The sequence below is a fragment of the Nonomuraea sp. NPDC005983 genome (assembly GCF_040614375.1).
Taxonomy (GTDB): Bacteria; Actinomycetota; Actinomycetes; order Streptosporangiales; family Streptosporangiaceae; genus Nonomuraea.
On record NZ_JBEXUP010000002.1, the window covers coordinates 96,014 to 112,926 of the forward strand.

General features: G+C 70.0%; 20 protein-coding genes. 9 read left to right on the plus strand and 11 right to left on the minus strand.

Annotation, left to right across the window (positions count from 1 at the left end; genetic code table 11):
- Nucleotides 1-53: 53 nt before the first annotated feature.
- On the minus strand, nt 54-704 hold the full coding sequence (locus ABZ297_RS01900) for a response regulator transcription factor (protein WP_350813422.1): 651 nt from the start codon (nt 702-704) through the stop codon (nt 54-56).
- Nucleotides 701-2,134 carry a histidine kinase gene (locus ABZ297_RS01905; protein WP_355337817.1) on the minus strand — a complete coding sequence of 478 codons (1,434 nt, stop codon included), beginning with the start codon at nt 2,132-2,134 and terminating at the stop codon, nt 701-703. The genes ABZ297_RS01900 and ABZ297_RS01905 overlap by 4 nt, the downstream gene beginning before the upstream one ends.
- A 109-nt stretch (nt 2,135-2,243) precedes the next feature.
- On the opposite strand from ABZ297_RS01905, the gene ABZ297_RS01910 reads away from it, so the two are divergent.
- Both ABZ297_RS01910 and ABZ297_RS01915 read left to right on the plus strand, forming a co-directional pair.
- Nucleotides 2,244-3,149 (plus strand): ABC transporter ATP-binding protein, encoded by a 906-nt coding sequence (locus ABZ297_RS01910; protein ID WP_355337820.1) that lies wholly within the window; start codon nt 2,244-2,246, stop codon nt 3,147-3,149.
- Nucleotides 3,146-3,880 carry an ABC transporter permease gene (locus tag ABZ297_RS01915; protein ID WP_355337823.1) on the plus strand — a complete coding sequence of 245 codons (735 nt, stop codon included), beginning with the start codon at nt 3,146-3,148 and terminating at the stop codon, nt 3,878-3,880. Before ABZ297_RS01910 ends, ABZ297_RS01915 begins: the two co-directional genes overlap by 4 nt.
- 3 nt (nt 3,881-3,883) lie before the next feature.
- On the opposite strand, the gene ABZ297_RS01920 is transcribed toward ABZ297_RS01915, so the two are convergent.
- A complete protein-coding gene (locus tag ABZ297_RS01920) occupies nt 3,884-4,789 on the minus strand; it encodes an SMP-30/gluconolactonase/LRE family protein (protein ID WP_355337825.1) in 906 nt (301 codons plus the stop codon).
- A gap of 55 nt (nt 4,790-4,844) precedes the next feature.
- On the opposite strand from ABZ297_RS01920, the gene ABZ297_RS01925 reads away from it, so the two are divergent.
- Together ABZ297_RS01925 and soxR are read left to right on the plus strand one after the other, a co-directional pair.
- A complete protein-coding gene (locus ABZ297_RS01925) occupies nt 4,845-5,300 on the plus strand; it encodes an Lrp/AsnC family transcriptional regulator (protein WP_355337828.1) in 456 nt (151 codons plus the stop codon).
- Nucleotides 5,297-5,809, plus strand: a complete 513-nt coding sequence (gene soxR, locus ABZ297_RS01930) for a redox-sensitive transcriptional activator SoxR (RefSeq protein WP_355337830.1) — start codon at nt 5,297-5,299, stop codon at nt 5,807-5,809. The genes ABZ297_RS01925 and soxR overlap by 4 nt, the downstream gene beginning before the upstream one ends.
- Here soxR and ABZ297_RS01935 read toward each other — a convergent pair.
- Nucleotides 5,799-6,245, minus strand: a complete 447-nt coding sequence (locus tag ABZ297_RS01935) for a universal stress protein (protein ID WP_355337833.1) — start codon at nt 6,243-6,245, stop codon at nt 5,799-5,801. The genes soxR and ABZ297_RS01935 overlap by 11 nt on opposite strands.
- 121 nt (nt 6,246-6,366) lie before the next feature.
- On the opposite strand from ABZ297_RS01935, the gene ABZ297_RS01940 reads away from it, so the two are divergent.
- Together ABZ297_RS01940 and ABZ297_RS01945 are read left to right on the plus strand one after the other, a co-directional pair.
- On the plus strand, nt 6,367-6,498 hold the full coding sequence (locus ABZ297_RS01940; RefSeq protein WP_355337836.1) for a hypothetical protein: 132 nt from the start codon (nt 6,367-6,369) through the stop codon (nt 6,496-6,498).
- Nucleotides 6,499-6,537: 39 nt separating this feature from the next.
- A complete protein-coding gene (locus tag ABZ297_RS01945; RefSeq protein ID WP_355337839.1) occupies nt 6,538-7,374 on the plus strand; it encodes a TetR/AcrR family transcriptional regulator in 837 nt (278 codons plus the stop codon).
- On the opposite strand, the gene ABZ297_RS01950 is transcribed toward ABZ297_RS01945, so the two are convergent.
- The 4 genes from ABZ297_RS01950 to ABZ297_RS01965 all read right to left on the minus strand — a co-directional run bounded on the left by ABZ297_RS01950 (nt 7,301) and on the right by ABZ297_RS01965 (nt 8,364).
- Nucleotides 7,301-7,705 (minus strand): polysaccharide deacetylase family protein, encoded by a 405-nt coding sequence (locus ABZ297_RS01950; protein WP_355337842.1) that lies wholly within the window; start codon nt 7,703-7,705, stop codon nt 7,301-7,303. The two genes, ABZ297_RS01945 and ABZ297_RS01950, sit on opposite strands and share 74 nt — an antisense overlap.
- Nucleotides 7,642-7,848: a hypothetical protein gene (locus ABZ297_RS01955; RefSeq protein WP_355337845.1), complete on the minus strand. Its 207-nt coding sequence runs from the start codon at nt 7,846-7,848 to the stop codon at nt 7,642-7,644. Before ABZ297_RS01955 ends, ABZ297_RS01950 begins: the two co-directional genes overlap by 64 nt.
- A 76-nt stretch (nt 7,849-7,924) precedes the next feature.
- Complete coding sequence (locus tag ABZ297_RS01960; protein WP_355337848.1) at nt 7,925-8,077, minus strand: hypothetical protein; 153 nt, start codon at nt 8,075-8,077, stop codon at nt 7,925-7,927.
- Nucleotides 8,074-8,364 (minus strand): hypothetical protein, encoded by a 291-nt coding sequence (locus ABZ297_RS01965; RefSeq protein WP_355337851.1) that lies wholly within the window; start codon nt 8,362-8,364, stop codon nt 8,074-8,076. Before ABZ297_RS01965 ends, ABZ297_RS01960 begins: the two co-directional genes overlap by 4 nt.
- Before the next feature lie 122 nt (nt 8,365-8,486).
- On the opposite strand from ABZ297_RS01965, the gene ABZ297_RS01970 reads away from it, so the two are divergent.
- Complete coding sequence (locus tag ABZ297_RS01970; protein WP_355337854.1) at nt 8,487-8,978, plus strand: GtrA family protein; 492 nt, start codon at nt 8,487-8,489, stop codon at nt 8,976-8,978.
- A gap of 46 nt (nt 8,979-9,024) precedes the next feature.
- Here ABZ297_RS01970 and dnaB read toward each other — a convergent pair whose 3' ends face one another.
- Nucleotides 9,025-12,120, minus strand: coding sequence for a replicative DNA helicase (gene dnaB, locus ABZ297_RS01975; RefSeq protein WP_355338106.1), 3,096 nt, complete (start codon nt 12,118-12,120; stop codon nt 9,025-9,027).
- A gap of 288 nt (nt 12,121-12,408) precedes the next feature.
- Between dnaB and ABZ297_RS01980 the strand changes: the two genes are divergently transcribed.
- Nucleotides 12,409-13,710, plus strand: coding sequence for an MATE family efflux transporter (locus ABZ297_RS01980; RefSeq protein WP_355337857.1), 1,302 nt, complete (start codon nt 12,409-12,411; stop codon nt 13,708-13,710).
- A 68-nt stretch (nt 13,711-13,778) separates the two neighbouring features.
- Complete coding sequence (locus tag ABZ297_RS01985) at nt 13,779-15,254, plus strand: amino acid permease (protein WP_355337860.1); 1,476 nt, start codon at nt 13,779-13,781, stop codon at nt 15,252-15,254.
- Here ABZ297_RS01985 and ABZ297_RS01990 read toward each other — a convergent pair.
- Both ABZ297_RS01990 and ABZ297_RS01995 read right to left on the minus strand, forming a co-directional pair.
- Entirely contained in the window at nt 15,251-15,994 is a 744-nt protein-coding gene (locus ABZ297_RS01990) for an amino acid ABC transporter ATP-binding protein (RefSeq protein ID WP_355337863.1), read from the minus strand. The genes ABZ297_RS01985 and ABZ297_RS01990 overlap by 4 nt on opposite strands.
- Nucleotides 15,991-16,836: an amino acid ABC transporter permease gene (locus tag ABZ297_RS01995; protein ID WP_355337866.1), complete on the minus strand. Its 846-nt coding sequence runs from the start codon at nt 16,834-16,836 to the stop codon at nt 15,991-15,993. The genes ABZ297_RS01990 and ABZ297_RS01995 overlap by 4 nt, the downstream gene beginning before the upstream one ends.
- Nucleotides 16,837-16,913: the final 77 nt, after the last annotated feature.

A 16,913-nucleotide genomic window follows, 5' to 3' on the forward strand; every position in this document is an offset into this window, starting at 1 on the left:
TCCTGGTCTCCAGGAGGAGGGTGGAGGCAGCGCGGGAAGCCCTCACGGAGGGGTCAGCGGTTGTTCAGGTAGGCCAGAACCGCCAGTACCCGGCGGTTGTCGTCGTCGGACGGCGCGAGCCCGAGTTTGCCGAAGATGCCCGCCGTGTGCTTGGCGACAGCGCTCTCGCTGAGGTAGAGCCGCTGGGAGATGGCGGCGTTCGAGCGTCCCTCGGCCATCGCCTCCAGCACCTCGCGCTCGCGCGGCGTGAGCGCGGCCAGCGGCTCGTGTCTGGCGTTGCTGGCCAGCAGCTTGGCGATGACCTCGGGGTCCATCGCGGTGCCGCCTCCGGCGACCCGGCGGACGGCGTCGACGAACTGCCCGGCGTTGAACACACGGTCCTTCAGCAGGTAGCCGATCGCGCCTGACCCGTCGGCGAGCAGTTCCTTGGCGTAGAGCTGCTCGACGTGCTGCGAGAGCACCAGGATCGGCAGCCCCGGCACCTGCCGGCGGGCCGCGAGCGCGGCCTGCAGGCCCTCGTCGGTGAAGGTGGGCGGTAGCCGTACGTCCACGATGGAGACGTCCGGACGCAGCTCGACCAGCCCTTTCAGCAGCTCGGGACCGCTCTCCACGGCGGCGACCACGGTGAAGCCGTGCGCCTGGAGCAGGTGGACCAGCCCGTCTCTGAGCAGGTAGAGGTCTTCCGCGACGAGTACCCGGGTCATTTACTGCACACTAGGTGGCTCGGCGTGGCATACGCGAACCGGCGCATCTTGTTGGAGTGGTGGGGGATCACGATGGCCAGCACGTACATGGCCGTGCCCAGCGCCATCATGAACACGATCATCGGCCACTGCCAGGGTTCGGGCAGATGCAGCGCGAGGAACCAGTTGTCCCCCTCGATGCCGAAGATCTTGACGATGGCCGCCACGATCCCCTGCGGGAACATCGGGCACCAGGACGTGCCCCACAGGGACGCCACCAGGACGGCCTTCCAGCGCGGCAGCTTGGGCAGGCTGCCCGCCCAGTGGTCGGGCAGCGCCTTGGGCAGCATCATCATCACGGTGGTCGGCCCGCCCGGCGGGCTGTTCAGCGCGAGCACGCCGTCGAACGCGGCCAGCCGCCGCTCGATGCCCGTCAGGCCGCTGCCCTTGCTCGGGTCGGCGCCGCCCATCCCGTCGTCGGTGACGGTGATGCGCAGGTCGGGGCCGTTGCCACTGATGTCGATGACCGCCGAGGTGGCGCCGCCGTGCCTGGCGGCGTTGGCGAGCAGCTCGCTGATGGCGAAGTAGGCGGCAGCCTCCACCGGCGGCTCCGGGCGGTGCGGCAGGTCGACGTCCACGACCACCCGCAGCGGGCTGTCCATGGCCAGCGCGCGCACGGCGTCGGCGAGCCCCCGCTCCGCCAGCACCGGCGGGTGGATGCCGCGGATGACGGTGCGCAGCTCGGTCAGCGTCTCGGAGGACGCCTCCCTGGCCTTGCTCAGCAGTGCCTTGGCCGCCACGGGGTCGTCGTCGACGAGCTGCTCGGCCGCGCCGAGCGTCATGCCGATCGCGACCAGCCTGGCCTGGGTGCCGTCGTGCAGGTCCCGCTCGATCCTGCGCATCTCCGCGGCCTGGGAGTCGACGGCCAGGTTGCGCGCCCGGTTGAGGTGGCTGACCTGCCCGGCGAGGCGGCTGGCGGCGGTCGCGGAGAGCAGGAGCTGGCACCACAGCCCGTACACGCGCAGCCCGCGCCCCGGAAGCAGCAGGAGCAGCGGGGCCAGGCTCACCTTGACCAGCGGGTCGAGGAACAGCCACAGCCCGTCGCGCCAGGTCGCCGGGTCGCTGACCATCCACTTCCAGCGGTCGTTCCACGCCGGGATCCTGGGCGTCTTGTAGAGCGTGCGGTCGGTGCGGTACATGCCGTCGGCCATCCGCTGGGGCGGCGGCGGTTTGGGCAGGTACGGCGGGTCGATGTCGAGGTCCGTCCACGCGCGCAGCAGCGCCCGAGTGTGCTCGGCCAGCCACCTGACGATCCGGACCTGCGGCGGAAAGAGGAACACCATGCCCAGCGCGAAGGACAGCAGGAGCACGCCCAGGCTGAGGACGAACGCAGGCACCTCGACGAGCACGAGCGCGAGCAGGGCCAGCACCTGGCCGTACCTTCTGAGCATGCCTCCAGTCTGCGGGTACCGCGACTTGTCCGGTACTGCAGCTAGATACACCATTGCTGGGTATCCACCGTGATTCCGCGCCAACGATGTTCTTCCTAGCGTCGTGGTCATGAAGGTCATCGAGGTCAGGAACCTCCACAAGCGCTATCCGGACCACGTCGCGGTGGACGACGTGTCGTTCGAGGTGGCCGAGGGCGAGATCTTCGGCATCCTCGGCCCGAACGGCGCCGGCAAGACCACCACCGTCGAGTGCGTCGCCGGGCTGCGCGTCCCCGACAGCGGGACGGTCCGGGTCGCGGGGCTCGACCCCCGCACCGAGCGGGACCGGCTGCGCCACGTGCTCGGCGCGCAGCTCCAGAGCTCCGCGCTCCCCGAGAAGATCAAGGTGTGGGAGGCCATGGACCTCTACGCCTCTTTCTACCCGCAGCCGGCCGACTGGCAGGCGCTGCTGGAGCAGGTGGGGCTGGCAGGCAAGCGGGACACCCGCTTCGGCAAGCTCTCGGGCGGCCAGCGCCAGCGCCTGTCCGTCGCGCTGGCGCTGATCGGCAGGCCGCGGGTCGCGGTGCTGGACGAGCTGACCACCGGGCTCGACCCGCAGGCCCGCAGGGACACCTGGGAGCTGGTCGAGCAGGTCCGCGACTCGGGGGTGACGATCGTCCTGGTCACCCACTTCATGGAGGAGGCGGAGCGGCTCTGCGACCGGCTGGCGCTGATCGACGCCGGCCGGGTCGTCGCCATCGACTCGCCCTCCGGGCTCATCGCGCAGGCCGACGCAGGCCAGCGGGTCCGGTTCCGGCCGTCGGCGCCGCTCGACGACGCGCTCCTGCTGGAACTGCCCGAGGTGGACGAGGTCGGCAGGAGCGGCGGGGACGTCGTGGTGTCGGGGACGGGCAACCTCGCCCACGTGGTCACGCTCGCCCTCGCCCAGCACGGGATCGTCCCCGGCGACCTGCGGATCGAGCGGGCCACGCTCGACGACGCGTTCCTCGCACTCACTGGAAGGAAGTTGGCATGAGGAAGATCTTCGTCGTGGAGGCCAAGCTGCACCTGCGCGACTGGCCCACCATGTTCTTCTGCATCGGCCTGCCGCTGGTGCTGCTGCTGGCCTTGGGGAACATCCCCGACATGTCGAAGCCCGACCCCAACCTGGGCGGGCAGCGGAGCATCGACACGCTGTTGCCCGCCATGATGACGCTGCTCGCCCTGCTGACGCTCAGCTGCACCGTGCTGCCCGCCGTCCTGACCGGATACCGCGAGCAGGGGGTGCTCAGGCGGATGTCCATGACGCCCGTCCACCCGGGGCGGCTGCTGGCCGCGCAGCTCCTGATCAACCTGGCCGTGGGCGTCGTGTCGACGTCGCTGCTGATCGTCGTCGGCCACCTGGTGCTCGGCACCGCGATGCCAAGGCAGTTCCTCGGGTTCGTGCTGGTCTTCCTGCTCGGTTCCGCCGCGCTGCTGGCCATCGGGCTGGTCATCGCGTCGATCGCGCCCAACGGCAAGACGGCGCCCGGCATCGGCTCGGCGGTGATGTTCCCGCTGATGTTCCTGGCGGGGATGTGGTTCCCGCGCGACATCATGCCGGACGCGCTGCGCACCGTGAGCGACTTCTCCGTGGCCGGGCCGTTCGCCCAGGCGCTCCGCGACACCTGGGCGGGGCACCCGCCGCAGCTGCTGCACGTCGCGGTGATGGCCGGCGGCCTGCTGCTGTTCGGCGGGCTGGCCGTGCGGCTGTTCCGCTGGGAGTGACCGCTACGCGGCCCAGACCGGACGCGCCCCCGTGACGTTCAGCATCAGCGAGTACAGCGAGGACGAGGCCGCGATGAACAGCCTGTTGCGCTTGGGCCCGCCGAACACCAGGTTGGCGACGAACTCGGGCAGGTGGAGCTTGCCGAGCAGGGTCCCGTCGGGGTGGTAGCAGTGCACCGCCTTGCCCACCGCCGCCCAGACGCGGCCTGTGTCGTCCAGCCGCAGCCCGTCGAACCTGCCCTCGCCCGAGTTCTCCGCGAAGACCTTGCCGCCCGACAGCGTGCCGTCGTCGTGGACGTCGAACAGGCGCAGGTGGTTGCGGCGGGTGTCGGCGACGTAGAGCCGCTTCTCGTCCAGCGAGAAGGCCAGACCGTTGGGCCGCTCGAAGTCGTCGGCGACGATCCGCACCTCGCCGTCGTGCACCCGGTACACGTGGCAGCCGTCGATCTCCTGGTCGGCCTTGACGCCCTCGTAGTCGCTGGTGATGCCGTACGGCGGGTCGGTGAACCAGACGGAGCCGTCGGAGCGCACGACCACGTCGTTCGGGCTGTTGAACCGCTTGCCCTGCCAGCGGTCGGCGATCACGGTGATCGAGCCGTCGTGCTCGGTGCGGGTGACCCGGCGGTTGACCTGCTCGCAGGAGAGCATGCGGCCCTCACGGTCGAGGGTGTTGCCGTTGACGTACGCGGACGGCTGGCGGAAGGTGCCGACGGCGCCGGTCAGCTCGTCCCAGCGCAGCATGCGGTCGTTGGGGATGTCGCTCCAGACGAGGAAGCGCCCGGCCGGGAAGTAGACGGGCCCTTCGGCCCAGCGGGTGCCGGTGAAGAGCCGTTCGACCTTGTCGTCGCCGCCGACGGTGGCGAAGCGCTCGTCCAGCACCTCGAAGTCTGTCGGAATGGTGTCCATCATGCTTGAACCATACATGGTTCGGCTTATCCCCAACATTGGGAGATATCATCATCCTGTGGATGAAATTGACAGGATGCTGATCAGGCTCCTCCAGCAGGACGCGACGCAGCCGTACGCCGCGCTCGGCAAGGCCGTGGGTCTGTCCAGCGGAGCCGCGCACGAGCGGGTGCGCAAGCTGCGCGAGCGCGGGGTGATCAGGCGCACCACGATCGAGGTGGAACCGGGGGCGCTCGGTCGCGGGGTGGTCGCGTACGTGATGGTCGACGGCGGCGCCTGGATGGGCGACTCGGCCGGACGGCTGGCGGAGATCGAGGAGGTCGAGGAGGCGCACGTCATCGCCGGGCCGGCCTCGGTGCTGCTCAAGGTCCGCACGTCCAGCACCCAGGAGCTGCAGCAGGTGCTCCGCAGGGTGTTCGAGGTGGACGGCGTGACAGGCACACGGACGATCGTGGTCCTGGAGACCTTCTTCGACCGGCCCGTCCACATTCCTCAAGTAGAGTCGAGGTTATGACCGGGGTCGCGTGGAACGCCAAGGAACTCACCGTCGGCCAACTCGCGGAGCGCAGCGGGGTCGCCGTGTCGGCGCTGCACTTCTACGAGGCCAAGGGCCTCATCACCAGCCGTCGCACGGCGGGGAACCAGCGCCGCTACACCCGCGACACGCTGCGCAGGGTCGCGTTCGTCCGGCTCGCGCAGCGCCTCGGCATCCCGCTGAAGACCGTCAGGGAGGCGCTGGCCGAGCTGCCCGAGGAGCGCACGCCCAACCGCGACGACTGGGCGAAGCTGTCGTCCACCTGGCGGGCCGAGCTGGACGACCGAATCGAGCAGCTCCAGCGGCTGCGCGACGACCTCACCGACTGCATCGGCTGCGGCTGCCTCTCGCTCGACCGGTGCCCGGTGGCCAACCCGCACGACCGGCTGGGCCGGGAGGGGCCGGGAGCCAGGCGCATCGACACCCGGCTGTGCCCGCCCCAGTCCGCCTACTGCTCCCCGCCCCAGCCGGCGGGTCCTACGCCTTGACTGGCGGCACGATCAAGGTCGGCCTGTGCGCGTGGTGCAGCACGTGGTTGGAGACGCTGCCCAGCAGCACCGAGCGCACCCCCGCCAGGCCGCGCGAGCCGGTCACGATCAGCGAGGCGTCGAGCTCGTCGGCCACGTCCACGATCGTCTTCCAGATCGACTCGTTGTCGGCGACCGCCCGGTAGCTCACGTCGCTCAGGCCCGAGGCCGTCGCCAGCTCCGCGCCCTCCTTGGCGTTCTGCTCGGCCTCCGCCTGCCAGTCGTCGGCCGCGTCGCCGAGCACCCCGGCCCCCGCGAGGGGGTACTTCCTGAGCTGCACCAGCAGCGGCTCCCACACGGTGAGGATCACAGTGGGCCCGGCGGCCAGGTGCTTGGCCGCGAACTCGATGGCGGCGCGCGAATCAGCGGAGCCGTCGTAGGCGATCAGGATGGTCATGGCGTTTCCCTTCGCTTCACTCTCTCGCTAGAGCACGGGGTGATCAGCGCAGATTCCGCCGCCGCCTGTCTGGTACGTCACAATCGGCAGGGCCCGCGTCCCGGCTCGAGGAGGCTCGTTCGTGACCCGTGTTCCCCGGCTCGACGCGCGGCAGGCGCTGCGCGAGCTGCCCGTCCCCCTCGCCTACGACGGCCACTTCACCGCCGCCGACGTCACGACCTGGCTCGACATCTCCGAGCGGCTGAGCCGATAAGTTGGAATGTCGAATTCCATGTCTCAGAGCGGGTGCAGCATGAAGGACCAGCCGCCCACGGGGCTGACCCGCCGGCGCCGCCGACTGTCGGACGAGGAGACCCAGCAGCGGATGCTGGAAACCGCCGTCGCGATGGTCAACCGCACCGGGCTGACCGTGAGCCTCGAACACATCAGCTTCGAGGAGGTCATCCGCGACGCGGGCGTCTCCCGGAGCGCCGTCTACCGCCGCTGGCCGTACAAGGACCTGTTCTTCAGCGACCTGCTCAGAGAGATCGCCCGCGCGACGACGCCCGCCATCGCGGCCGGCGGCTCGGCGATCGAGCTGGTCAGCAGTGTCATCCACGACCACCTGGACTGGCTGGAGACACCCGAGCTGCGCCACGAGCTGTGCCTGGAGATCCTCCGCCAGGGAGCCCTGCGCGACTTCGAGACCATCCACGGCTCCACCGAGTGGCGCACCTACATCGCGCTGCACGCCACCTTTCTCAGCCTGGACGACGGCGACCTGCGCACCGACGTGCAGCACGCCCTGGCCAGGTCCGAGCAGGCGTTCGTCGACCGGATGGCGGCGGCCTACCGCCATCTGGCCGACCTCCTCGGCTACCGCCTGCGTCCGGAGCTCGGCGCCACCTTCGAGACGATGGCCGGCCTGGCCCAGGCCGGCATGCGCGGGCTGGTCACGATGGCCATGTCCACGCCGGACGTGGCCACCCGGCGCATCCGGGCCACCCCCTTCGGGTCGGCGAGGACGACGGACTGGTCGCTGCCCGCCATCGGCGCCGCCGCCACCGCCTTCTCCTTCATCGAACCCGACCCCGCCGTCGAGTGGACCGCCGAACGGCTGGAACGGCTCCGCCGGAGCCTCGGCGCCTAGCGGGCGAGCAGCTCCGAGACCGTGACGAAGCGGTACCCGTCGGCGCGGAGGCCCGTTGCAGCTTCTTGCCGGTCGGCGGCCGGAACGGGATCTCGCCCCGCTGACCCGCCTGCCTGATGACCGCGTTCGTGGGCTCGACCTCGGCGGCGACCGTGTCCGGGGAGACGAAGACCATCCGGCAGTGGGTGTAGGTGTGGTTGCCCAGCTCGTGACCCGCCGAGACCAGCCACCTCCTCCGCCGCCGGACCCGCCTCCCTTCCGGTGCGTTCACTGTGCGAGGAGGCCGCGAGAGCGCAGTTCGGCGAGGGTGTCGGGCGGGAGCGCGGGGCACTCGTGCACCGTGACCTCCTTGAGGCTCGGAAGGTCGGCGACAGTTCCCAGGTCGTTCAGGGCGAGGCAGTTGTAGAGCTCCAGCGTGCGCAGGGCGGGCAGATTCTCGGGTTCGCCGAGGCTTCGCAGGTCGGCGTACGCCACACAGAGAGACTCCAGCTGCCACAGCCCGGAGAACGGCGTGAGGTCGCCGATCTGCTCCAGCCCCTGGACGACCAGCTCACGCAGTGCGGGCAGGTGCGCGAGGGCCGCAGCCGTCCAGCTCGAGTTCGGTCAGCCCGGTGAGCGCGGCGAGCTCGGAGAGGTCCGTCAGACCCTTGCAGTGGTCCAGGCGCAGCGTCCGCAGCATCGTCAGGTGCCGCAGGCCGGTCAACGAGTAGCGCTTGCGGAGCTCCAGTTCGGTACGTCCCTCCCCGGCGAAGGCGGGGCGAGCAGGTGCTCGGCGAAGCCGTCCGGGTCGAGGGCCTGCGACCAGAGCTTGAGCAGCTTGTCGGTGGACGGCGCGGCGATCTCGGCGAACTCAGCGGCCAGCGCGAGAGCGTCCGTCCGGCCGTTGAGGACCAGCTCCCGGACGAACTTCCAGGCGCGCTCAGGGGACGCGGACACCAGCGCGGTCGAGGACGATGACGTCTGGGGCGGCGATATGGCGGTGTGGTCCACGACAGAATCTGCTGATTGCCTTGAGGAGCCGGACAAGCCATGTCCGTAAGTCTTGATACCAGGGTGTTCGGCTGGTGAGAAGATCGGGGGTGCTCCGAATAGCAAACGCAGTACTCGCAAGATTGCCGGAACCGCTGCACGCACTTGCGCTGAAGCACCGTGAACTGCTGAAGTTCGCGGTGGTGGGTGGAACAGCGTTCTTAGTAGACAACACGGTTTTCTATGGGCTGAAGCTGACCATTTTGGAACCGAAGCCGGTGACCGCGAAGATCATCGCGGTGCTCGTGGCGACGATCGTGTCCTACGTGTTGAACCGCGAATGGTCGTTCCGGACCAGGGGCGGCCGCGAGCGCCGTCACGAGGCGGCGCTGTTCTTCCTGGTCAGTGGCGTCGGTCTAGTGCTCAGCTCCGCGCCGCTATGGATCTCCCGGTACGTATTTCGCCTGGACACCCCGGATGTGAGCCTGGTGACCCAGGAGATCGCCGACTTCATGAGCGCGCAGATCATCGGCACGCTGATCGCCATGGTCTTCCGCTTCTGGGCGCTCCGGAAGTGGGTCTTCCCCGACGAGAAGGCCCATTCCGGCATCACGGAGCGTTATCAAAGCTCATGATCAGCCGCACTTGCTCACGGAATCGCGGGTTCTACAGGAGAATCGATCAGTGCTGGGCCATGTCCACGAAACGGCTGTAGTGGCCCTGGAAAGCGACCGTGACTGTTGCCGTGGGGCCGTTTCGGTGTTTGGCCACGATCAGGTCGGCCTCGCCCGCCCTGGGCGACTCGCGCTCGTAGGCGTCCTCGCGGTGCAGCAGGATGACCATGTCGGCGTCCTGCTCGATGGAGTTGTGCAGGCTGATGCCGTTCGCGACGAAGTTGTGCGTGCCCAGCACCGTCGCGTCGTAGACGGGCTGCTCGCCGAGGGGCTCGACCACTGCGATCTCGTCCCAGCAGACGTCGTTGGTCGCCAGCAGGTCGAGGTCGGAGTCGTCGAGGACGGCCGCGACCCTGCCGATCCGCTCCCTGGAGCCCCCGGCCGGCACCGGCTCCCGCTCCAGCAGGGCGGTGCGCAGCCGGCCCCGCAGCGCCTCTGGCACGGTCGCCCCCGCGGCGCCGCGCAGGCGCGCCGCACTCGCCTCGACCACCGGACGCGGGCCTCCGCCGATCTCGTCGAGGAAGCGGAGCTGGTTCTCGGGCCCGTCGACGACCAGCGAACGGCCGTCGATCCTGGTCATCACGTTGAAGCGGAGCAGCAGCCGGGCCACGTCGTCGAGCAGCCGGCGGCTGCCGGACGTGTACCGCACCTCGCCCTCGACGCTGCCGCCCGCCGCCCACAGCAGGCGCAGGAACTCCGCGAGCTGCCTCCTGGGCAGCGAGAACGCCGGGGCGGGCACGGCCTCACCGGTGAGCAGGGCGAGCTCGGCCGGCTCGTCGACGGGCGCCAGGTCGAGCGGCGGCGGGACGTGCCTGGGCACCGCCACCCTGGAGCCCGCCGTCAGGGCCTCCAGCGGACGCCAGCCGTCATAGGTGAGGAAGGGGTGGTTGGCCGTGGCCTCCACCTCCCGGCCGGACCGCAGCCTGACGCGGTAGACCCGCTTCACGCCGCTCGGGAAGACGTGCGTCATCGTCCGGGGCACCAGCTTGAGCCGGTCGTCGAGGGACCAGACGGGAATGTCGCGTGCGCCGGACTCCAGCAGCTCGCCGAGCGTCACCTCCGCGCCGGTGTCGGCGCGCATGATCCGGGTGGACGCGGTCAGGCAGCCCGACTCACGCAGGTCGCTGACCATGGGACGCTTGTCGGTGCGCTGCTCAGGGCCTCGGTTGAGCTGCGAGATCGCGATGACCGGCACCTCCAGCTCCTTCGCCAGCAGCTTGATCGCACGGGAGATCTCGGAGACCTCGTTCTGGCGGCTCTCGGTCTTCTTCGGCGAGCTCATCAGCTGGAGGTAGTCGATGACCACGAACCGCAGGTCGTTGCGCTGTTTGAGGCGCCGGCACTTGGCCCTGATCTCCATCATCGACATGTTCGGCGAGTCGTCGATGAACAGCGGCGCCTCGGCGACCTCGCTCATCCGCCGCGCCAGCCTGGTCCAGTCCTCGTCGCCCATCAGGCCGGACCGCATCGCGTTCAGCGCCACCCGCGCCTCCGCCGACAGCAGTCGCATGGTGATCTCGTTGCGCGACATCTCCAGGGAGAAGATGACCGTGGTCATCCCGTGCTTGATCGCCGCGGACCTGGCGAAGTCGAGGCCGAGCGTGCTGTTGTGCGTCGGGACGCAGGCTCGGCCCGCGAGGTACAGGTGGTCGGGGTTGTCGACCTCGACGCAGCGCACCGGTCGCGACGGGACGGGCCGCGCGTCGACGATGTGCCGTACCGCCGTCGACACGTCGATCACGTACCCGGCGGACTGCTCGGCGCGCACGGTGGCCTGGTAGCCGAGGCTCAGCACCAGCTCGCGGACGTCGCGGGCGAGCCTCTCGTCGGCGACGGCGATCTCGCTGCCGCCGAGCCCGGCGAGCAGGCCAGCCAGCAGCGCCCGCCGCTGCCCCTCCGACGCCCGCAGGTAGGAGGCGGGGATCCGCCTCTCGGCGAGGACACCGCGCGCTCCGGCGAGGACGCCGTGCGGTTCTGTCAGAATGCCGTGCAGCTCGACCGGAATGCTGTGCGGCTCGGCCGGGATGCCGTGCGGCTCGGCCGGGATGCTGTGCGGCTCGGCGGGGCCCGCGTCGCGGCCCAGGCGGCTGCCCAGCTCGTACGGCGACAGCGGCAGGAGCCGCTCCCCCAGCTCGAACGGCGCGGGCAGGCGGACGGCGTGGTTCGGCCGCCCACCAGGGGACGTGCGCAGCGTGGCGGCGATCTGCGCGGTGGTGAGGACGCGTCCGATGGTGCGCCACTGGTGCTGGGCGTCGGCGACGATCACCGTGCCGTCGCTGAACTCCACCTCGTAGCAGGGCCTGCCGTGCATCACCTCGGTCGCCGCGACGACCCTGGTGGGCCTGCCGTCGCCACCGATCAGCTGGTCGCCGACCCGGACCTCGCCCATCGTGGTCCAGCCGGTGGGCGTCGGCAGCGGCGTGTCGAGGGCGAGCGCCTTGCCGATGGCGGGACGCGCGGCCACGACGATCATCTGGCCCGGATGGAGCCCGTTGGTGAGCTGGTCGAGGTCCTGGAAACCGGTGGGCACGCCGACCATCTGGCCGCCCCGGCTGCCGATGGCCTCCAGCTCGTCGAGGGCGCCCGGCATGATCTCGGAGAGCGGCAGATAGTCTTCCGACGTGCGGCGCTCCGTGACCTTGTAGATCTCCGCCTGGGCGCGGTCGACCAGGTCGTCGACCTCCTCGTTCTGCCCGCCGTAGCCGAAGGAGACGATGCGGGTGCCCGCCTCGATGAGCCTGCGCAGGATCGCCTGCTCCCGGACGATCCGCGCGTAGTAGCCCGCGTTCGCCGCCGTCGGCACCACGGCCGTGAGCGTGTGGAGGTAGGCCGCACCGCCCACGCGGGCCATCTCGCCGCGCTTCTGCAGGTCGTCGAAGACCGTGACCGCGTCGGCCGGCTCGCCCCTGCCGTACAGGTCGATGATGACGTCGTAGATCATCTGATGGGCGGGACGGTAGAAGTCGTCAGACCGCAGGACCTCCACCACGTCAGCGATGGCGTCCTTGGACAGCAGCATGCCGCCGAGGACCGACTGCTCCGCCTCGATGTTGCTGGGCGGCGTGCGCTCGAAACTTGGGCCTCCGCCGGCCTCTTCGTCCATGCTCACTGCGCCCCCTAGAACACCGCTGGGCGGTCGCACCACCCCCACTTGTAGTCGACCGGTCTGACAGTTTCGCGGGTTCAGGTCCCAAGGGCAACGCGGCCTGTGGATAACCCTGTGGTCAAGCTGTGCACTACTCCCCCCAGGGTGTGAAAGCTCTGTGGACGAGCCTGGGGATAACTCTCAGAGATATCCACCGAACCCACTCCGACCTGGCGAAACACTGTCCACCGACTGTGGAGGAAAGAAAGTTGGACCGCCACGCCGTGTAATGTCCATAATGGTCGAGTGCTCATTACGTCCAGGGACAGGGAGATCCTACGGCTGGCCGTGCCCGCGTTCGGCGCGCTGGTCGCGGAGCCGCTGTTCCTGCTCGCCGACTACGCCATCGTGGGGCACGGGCTGGGCACCACGGCGGTGGGCGCGCTGGGCGTGGCGGGCACGGTCCTGGCGACGATGGTGAACCTGTGCGTCTTCCTCGCCTACGGCACCACCGCGTCCGTCGCCCGCCAGACAGGGGCGGGCAACCACATGCGGGCCATGCGCAACGGCGTCGACGGCATCTGGCTGGCGCTCGCCATCGGCGTCGCGCTCATCGCGGTGTGCTGGCCGCTGGCCCCCGCCGTCATCCAGCTGTTCGGGGCCGCCCCTGAACAGGCCGCGCAGGCCGTCACGTACCTGCGGATCAGCCTGCTCGGCGCACCCGGCATGCTGGTCGTGCTGGCGGGCACCGGGGTGCTGCGCGGGCTGCAGGACACCGTCACGCCGCTGGTCGTCGCGGTGGGCTCGTTCGCGCTCAACGCCGCGCTGAACGCCTGGTTCGTCCTCGGGCTGCACTGGGGCATCGCCGGGTCGGCCTGGGGCACGGTGCTGGCCCAGACACTCGGCGCGGCCGTCTACCTGGCCGTGGTCGTCAAGGGCGCGGTACGGCTGGGCGCGCCGCTCACGCCCGACCTCGCCGGGGTCAAACAGGCGGGCACGGCCAGCTTCGCGCTGCTCATCCGTACCGTCTGCCTGCGCGTCGTGCTGGTCGTGGCGACCGTCGCCGCCAGCAGGATGGGCCAGGCCGAGCTGGCCGCGTACGCCATCGCCACCCAGATCTGGACCCTCCTCGCCTTCGCCCTCGACGCCATCGCCATCGCGGGCCAGGCCATCACCGGCCGCACGCTCGGCGCGGGCGACACCGCGGCCACCAGGGCCGCGACCAGGCGCATGGTGGCCTGGGGCTGCTGGTCGGGCGCGGCGCTCGGCCTGCTGGTCGTGGCCGCCAGGCCGCTGCTGCCCGGCCTGTTCGACGCGGATCCGCAGGTCACCGAGCAGCTCCTGGCCGTGCTCTGGCCGGTCGCGCTGTTCCAGCCGATCTGCGGCGTGGTGTTCGTGCTCGACGGCGTGCTGATCGGCGCGGGCGACCAGCGCTACCTCGCGTGGGCGGGCGTGTGGACGACGCTGGCGTACCTGCCCGCCGCGTTCGTCGCCTCCGGTTTCGGCGTCGTTGCTCTTTGGTGCGCGCTCGGGCTGTGGATCGTGGCACGTTCGATCACGCTCGTCCGGCGCGCGGTGGGTGATGCCTGGCTGGTGACCGGGGCGTGACCGTCCTGTGCTTGCTGTTGCGCAAGTGATCTGGGCACTGTGGGCGAGTTCCACGAGCGGGGTGTGCCTTGTCCACGATTCTGCGGCGGCTGCCGCCTGCCGAGGCGACCGGGTTGCGCACGGGCGCCCGGCACGGCCTCGCCGAGCTCTACCGCCCGGCCGACCTGGTGGTGCTGGGGCTCGGCGTGATGATCGGCGCGGGCATCTTCAGCATCGCCGGAGAGCAGGCCGCGACCATGGCCGGGCCCGGCGTGATCCTCTCCTTCATGATCGCCGGGATCGCGTGCATGCTCGCCTGCCTCTGCTACGCGGAGCTGGCGTCCACGATGCCGACGTCCGGCAGCGCGTACACCTTCACCTATGTCATCTTCGGCGAGGTCTGGGCGTGGATCATCGGCTGCGCGCTGATTCTGGAGCTACAGCTCGCCGCCGCCGTGGTGGCCAGGGCGTGGGCGGTCATCGCGGTCAAGGCGATCAGCGGCTTCGGGGTGCTCCTGCCCCACCAGGACGTCCTCCAGGACGTCCTCGTCTTTCTCATCCTGGTGCTGCTCACCGGCGTCGTGGCGGTGGGGGCCCGGATCGGGCTGCGGGCGCTGTGGATCATGGTGGCGGCCAAGCTGCTCGCCATCGGCGCGGTCATCGTCGTCGGCGCGCTGCACGTGGACGTCGCCAACTTCGGCGACTTCTCCACCCAGCCGAAGCCGATCTCGGTGCCTTCCGCCACCGTGCTCGACCTGTTAGTGGGGCAGAGCCACGCCTTCGGCTGGTTCGGGGTGTTCGCCGCGGCGCCCGCCATCGCGTTCGCGTACATCGGCTTCGACGTCGTCGCCACCGCCGCCGAGGAGACCGTGAACGCGTCCAGGGAGGTGCCGAAGGGCATGATCCGCAGCCTGGTCGTCGCCACCGTCGTCTACATCGCGGTGGCCCTGGTCATGGTCGGCATGGTCCCGTACTCGAGCATCTCGCGGGAGGCGCCGCTGTCCAGCGCGTTCCGGGCGGCGGGGGTCGACTGGATGGCGCACGTCATCGACGTCGGCGCGGTGCTCGGGCTGACCACGGTGATCCTGGTGCTGATCGTGGGGCAGACGCGGGTGCTCTTCTCGATGGCCCGCGACGGGCTCATCCCGCGCGGCCTGGCCTCGATCAGCCGCAGGTACCACACCCCGACCCGGGTGACGCTGGTGATCGGGCTGGTCGCGGTCCTGCTCGCCGAGTTCGTGCCGGTGCTCACGCTGCAGCAGCTGGTAGTGATCGGGACGCTGTTCGCGTTCTTGTTCGTCTCGGCGGGCGTGATCGTCATGCGCAGGCGCATGCCGGACCTGGAGCGCGGCTTCCGCATGCCGCTCTCGCCGTTGCTGCCCGCGCTCTCGCTGCTGGCGACGCTCTGGCTGATGGTGAACCTGCAGGTGCTGACCTGGCTGTGGTTCGCCCTGTGGATGGCCTTCGGCCTGCTCGCCTACCTCCTGTACGGCAGGCGGCACAGCCTGCTCGCCACCGGGTACCGCCCGCCCGAGCCCCTCGGCCGCGGGCGGCACCGGCGTTAGAGCCGCCCGGCGTCGAGCACTCTGCGCAGGAAGGCGCGGGTACGGTCGTGCTCCGGGTCGGTGAAGACCTGCTCCGGCGGCCCCTTCTCGAGGAGGACGCCGCCGTCGAGGAAGCACACCGTGTCGGAAATATCGCGACAAAAGCTCATTTCGTGGGTGGTCAGGATCATCGTCATGCCCGACTCCTTGAGCTCCCGCACGACGTTGAGAACCTCCATGACCAGCTCCGGGTCGAGCGCCGAGGTGATCTCGTCGAGCAGCATCAGCCTGGGCTGCGTCGCCATCGCCCGGATGATCGCCACTCGCTGCTGCTGGCCGCCGGAGAGCTGGTCGGGGTAGGCGCGGGCCTTGCCGGCCAGGCCGAACCTGGTCAGCAGGTCGTGCGCCTGCTCCTCCGCCTGCGCCTTCCCGACGCCGTGCACCTGACGGGGGGCGAGCGTGACGTTGTCGAGCACGGACATGTGCGGGAACAGGTTGAACGCCTGGAAGACGATGCCCAGCCGCTTGCGCACGCCGTCGACGTCCGCGCGCGGGTCGGTGATCTCCTGGCCGTCGAGGTGGATCGCGCCGTCGTCGACCGTCTCCAGCAGATTCACACAGCGCAGCAGCGTGGACTTGCCCGACCCCGACGCGCCGATCAGGCTCACCACCTCGTGCGGACGCACCTCCAGGTCGATGCCGCGCAGCACGCTGTGACCGTGGAAGTTCTTCCACACCCCGTCGATCGTCAGCAGGCTCACGCGCCCCGCCTCCTTCGCGTGCGCTCGGCCAGATGGTCGGTGAACCTGGCCATCGGGATGGTGAGCAGGATGAACAGCAGGGACGCCACCAGGTACGGCGCGTAGTTGAAGCTCAGCGACACGTGGATCTGCGACTGCCTGAACGCCTCCAGCAGGCCGATCGTCGCCACCAGCGCGGTGTCCTTCTGCAGCGAGACGAAGTCGTTGAGCAGCGGCGGCACGACCCGGCGGGTGGCCTGCGGCAGCACCACGAACCGCAGGGTCTTGCCGTGGCTCAGGCCGAGCGAGCGGGCCGCCGCCACCTGGCTCGGGTGGATCGACTCGATGCCCGACCTGAACACCTCGGCCACGTACGCACCGTACGAGAGGGTCAGCGCGATGATGCCGAGCGTGGCCAGGTCCGAAGGGATGCCCTGCAGCTTGAGCGCCGGCAGCCCGAACCCGACCAGATAGATGACCAGGATCGTCGGCACGCCCCGGAAGATGTCCGTGTAGAGCGTCGCCAGGACCCGGATCGGGAAGAACGCGGGCGTTCTGATGCCCCGCGCCAGCGCCACCAGCAGGCCCACGACGAGGATGAGCGGCTCGGCGATCAGGAAGATCTTGATGTTGATCAGGAAGCCGTTCACCACGTCGGGGATCGCCTTGACGAACTCCTCGCCGCTGAAGAACGTCTCGCGGACCCGCGGCCAGCCGGGCGCGTTCGTCACGACCAGGACGACCAGGGCGATGAAGACGATCGTCGAAGCGGTGGCGATCGATCCCGAACGGCGGCCCCGCGACTTACGGACCCGCTCCCGCTCGACCTGCCGCTCGCTCTTGACCCAGACGGCGTCGCTCACGACCCCACCGCCACCCGGCACGCCCCGATCGCGAACGGCAATCGGCCACGCAGGCCGCCCAGGGCCCGCACGTCTCC

Bases quoted from the DNA above. Each gene is read 5' to 3' on its own strand.
- ABZ297_RS01910 (WP_355337820.1), top strand. From the start codon at position 2,244: ATGAAGGTCATCGAGGTCAGGAACCTCCACAAGCGCTATCCGGACCAC.
- soxR (WP_355337830.1), top strand. From the start codon at position 5,297: ATGACCGGGGTCGCGTGGAACGCCAAGGAACTCACCGTCGGCCAACTC.
- ABZ297_RS01905 (WP_355337817.1), bottom strand. From the start codon at position 2,134: ATGCTCAGAAGGTACGGCCAGGTGCTGGCCCTGCTCGCGCTCGTGCTC.
- ABZ297_RS01935 (WP_355337833.1), bottom strand. From the start codon at position 6,245: ATGACCATCCTGATCGCCTACGACGGCTCCGCTGATTCGCGCGCCGCC.
- ABZ297_RS01915 (WP_355337823.1), top strand. From the start codon at position 3,146: ATGAGGAAGATCTTCGTCGTGGAGGCCAAGCTGCACCTGCGCGACTGG.
- dnaB (WP_355338106.1), bottom strand. From the start codon at position 12,120: ATGGACGAAGAGGCCGGCGGAGGCCCAAGTTTCGAGCGCACGCCGCCC.
- ABZ297_RS01900 (WP_350813422.1), bottom strand. From the start codon at position 704: ATGACCCGGGTACTCGTCGCGGAAGACCTCTACCTGCTCAGAGACGGG.
- ABZ297_RS01920 (WP_355337825.1), bottom strand. From the start codon at position 4,789: ATGATGGACACCATTCCGACAGACTTCGAGGTGCTGGACGAGCGCTTC.
- ABZ297_RS01945 (WP_355337839.1), top strand. From the start codon at position 6,538: ATGAAGGACCAGCCGCCCACGGGGCTGACCCGCCGGCGCCGCCGACTG.